Source organism: Robertmurraya sp. DFI.2.37, from assembly GCF_029211245.1.
Classification (GTDB): domain Bacteria; phylum Bacillota; class Bacilli; order Bacillales; family Cytobacillaceae; genus Robertmurraya; species Robertmurraya methanolica_A.
The window spans coordinates 1-2,492 of the sequence record NZ_JARGEJ010000119.1; the positions used below are offsets into that span (position 1 = coordinate 1).

The 2,492-nt window shown below is 35.3% G+C and carries 5 protein-coding genes; all 5 read right to left on the reverse strand.

Annotated features, from left to right (window positions below):
• Positions 1 to 162: 162 nt before the first annotated feature.
• Positions 163 to 324: a hypothetical protein gene (locus PZE06_RS25595; RefSeq protein WP_191963605.1), complete on the reverse strand. Its 162-nt coding sequence runs from the start codon at positions 322 to 324 to the stop codon at positions 163 to 165.
• A 72-nt stretch (positions 325 to 396) separates the two neighbouring features.
• Complete coding sequence (locus PZE06_RS25600; protein ID WP_150917846.1) at positions 397 to 990, reverse strand: lysophospholipid acyltransferase family protein; 594 nt, start codon at positions 988 to 990, stop codon at positions 397 to 399.
• Between the two features lie 166 nt (positions 991 to 1,156).
• Entirely contained in the window at positions 1,157 to 1,408 is a 252-nt protein-coding gene (locus tag PZE06_RS25605; protein WP_150917849.1) for a hypothetical protein, read from the reverse strand.
• 56 nt (positions 1,409 to 1,464) lie between these two features.
• Entirely contained in the window at positions 1,465 to 2,280 is an 816-nt protein-coding gene (locus tag PZE06_RS25610; RefSeq protein WP_225310845.1) for a flavin-containing monooxygenase, read from the reverse strand.
• A gap of 103 nt (positions 2,281 to 2,383) precedes the next feature.
• Positions 2,384 to 2,492, reverse strand: a 109-nt coding sequence (locus PZE06_RS25615; RefSeq protein WP_275791668.1) for an IS3 family transposase, incomplete at its 5' end; no start/stop codon positions are given.

A 2,492-nucleotide genomic window follows, 5' to 3' on the forward strand; every position in this document is an offset into this window, starting at 1 on the left:
GCTTCCCAATGTTGGTGTTTATCAAAAAATATTCTTCTCAATATATTGGTCTCCATAAAATGAAAATACCACAGCTTAAATGACTGTGGTAGACCCAAATTTTTATACTTTCTTATCTTTTAAAAAAAACCCTCCAATACCTTGGAGGATCCATTATTCCGTTCATTTATATGAGTTGATCATATCGTCCGGTAAGTCACTCAGAAACAGTGCCTTACTTAACAGTTCAATATCAGCATGGATAAATTTTCTCTGCAGCGGATCATGACAATCATCATCTACTAAATGTTTAAGTTTTTGAACAATCAATTCGACTGGAATCAAAAAATACTTCCCTCACATTCACATTCATGATCAATGATAAGGGGAATTATGAAAATAGCCATACTGCTAAACTTACTTAAGTCTTGTCAATAAGTGCGATTCCAACTCCGCAAGCTTCTGTTCTAAAACCCCCGTATAATAAGTTCTTGAATCTTTCTCCTTTGAGATGAGATAAATAGGCTCCCCAAATATAAGATGCGCTTTTCTCCGAGTAAAAAGTTCCTTAAAATTATTTGGACCATTATAAACTACTGGAATGATCGGCACCTCTGAGCGCTGAGCAATTGTGATTGCCCCTTGTTTTAAAGCAATTTGCTCATTCGTCCTTGTTCCGCTTGGAAAAATTCCGACAATCTCTCCGTTTGATAACAATCGTTTCGGAACTTTCAATACACTTGGCCCAGGGTTATCTCTATCAACCGGAAAAGCATTTAACTTCTTAAGGAGCCACCCCAGCATTCTTTTCTCAAAAAGTTGTTTTTTTGCCATATAATGAATTTTTGAGGGCAAAAGGGCGATTCCAAGATAAAAGATGTCGACCCATCCAGTATGTGTACACGCAATCACATAAGGACCTTGTTTAGGCAAATATTGCTTATTGTAAACCGCTATTTTCCCTCGCAAACGCAAAAAGAATTTTATAATATTCGCAACAAAATAATACATTCGATCACTCTCTTTCGTTGTTCATGTTATGAAAAAGCTAATCCAATACTATTATTTTATCACTTACTATTAATATCTGGTACTAATTTTTAAGTACACTGCTTTTCTTGTTTACAAAATGATTTCCGCACTATTGCATACCTGCAATTGCCGTTCTATGAAACTTCTATTGATCACGCTCTTTTTTCTTCACCTCTTCCATTAATGTATTAAGTGTTGCTTCTAAGTTTGTTATTCTATTATTTAATTCAGAATTATTAATAGAATTTTTAATGACAAAATAGAGGATGAATGAATGTATCGTTAAAGTGATGATCATAATAAGTATCGCATTGCCCATAACATTCCACTCCCTACGGCTAGGTTTTCCCATTTTTATCCAGTTCTTTAACGTATTATCACATATAACCTGACTCAATTCAACTCCCTACAAAAAAACGGCTAGGTACTGAGGAACTTCGCTCTCCTCTTAGACTAGTGAACTGAATTTATTTTCCCAACAATATATTTTGCATCATCACCTACCCCTTGCAATAATGCAGAACCACGTTTTGATTGCCACGGTAAACCTATAAAATACAGTCCTTCTATATTTGATACTCCGTTGCGATGAAGTACTTTTCCCTCTGGACCTAATACACCATTAATATATAACCACGGATACTCTATTTTAAAGCCTGTTGCCCAAATTATATTTCTTACTTCAAGTGTTGTGCCGTCAACAAAAGTCACCTGATTTCCTTCTACCTCAATCACTTTCTCCTTTACTTTTACCCTCTTGTTCTTAACTTTCTTTTTTAAATCAAAACCGAATACCGGATCGCCTTTGCGCTGAATGAGCTTACCGAGAAAGGAATCGCTGCTAGCATTTAAAATTCCTAATTTATCAAACCACCAAAAAATACTTCGTTTACATAAGAGCAATGGAAAATAATTCAGCTTTTTGCTGACAGCAATATACGTTTCCCTCTCACTAGAAAGTTCAGTAGCAATTTGCGCTCCGCTATTTCCCCCACCAACGACCAACACATTCCCATCTACTAATTGACTGTTGTTTTTATATTGTGAAGAATGAAGCTGGTTTACGTTATTAGAAAGTTCTTTCGCAATAACTGGAATATGAGGAATGTGAAAAGGACCTGTTGCAATAATGATATTTTTAGCAACATATTGGCCTAAATTTGTATGGATAATGAATGGATCCCCTTGTTTTGTCACGAGCATTACTTCTTCATTTAATTGAACAGGAAGTTCAAATGTTTCTACATATTTTTTTAAGTAAGACGCAATCTAGTCTTTAGTAGGAAAACCTTGTTCATCCCCACTTAGCGGTAAGCCAGGAAGTAGATTATATTGTCGTGGTGTAAATAAAATATGGATTGTCAACACTAAACTAGACAGTTTTCTTAAGGTGTGTAAGTTTGTATTCCACTGGACTTAAATAATCTAAAGTACCATGGATACGTAGGTGGTTAAACCAGTGTACATAGTCTGTAAACTCT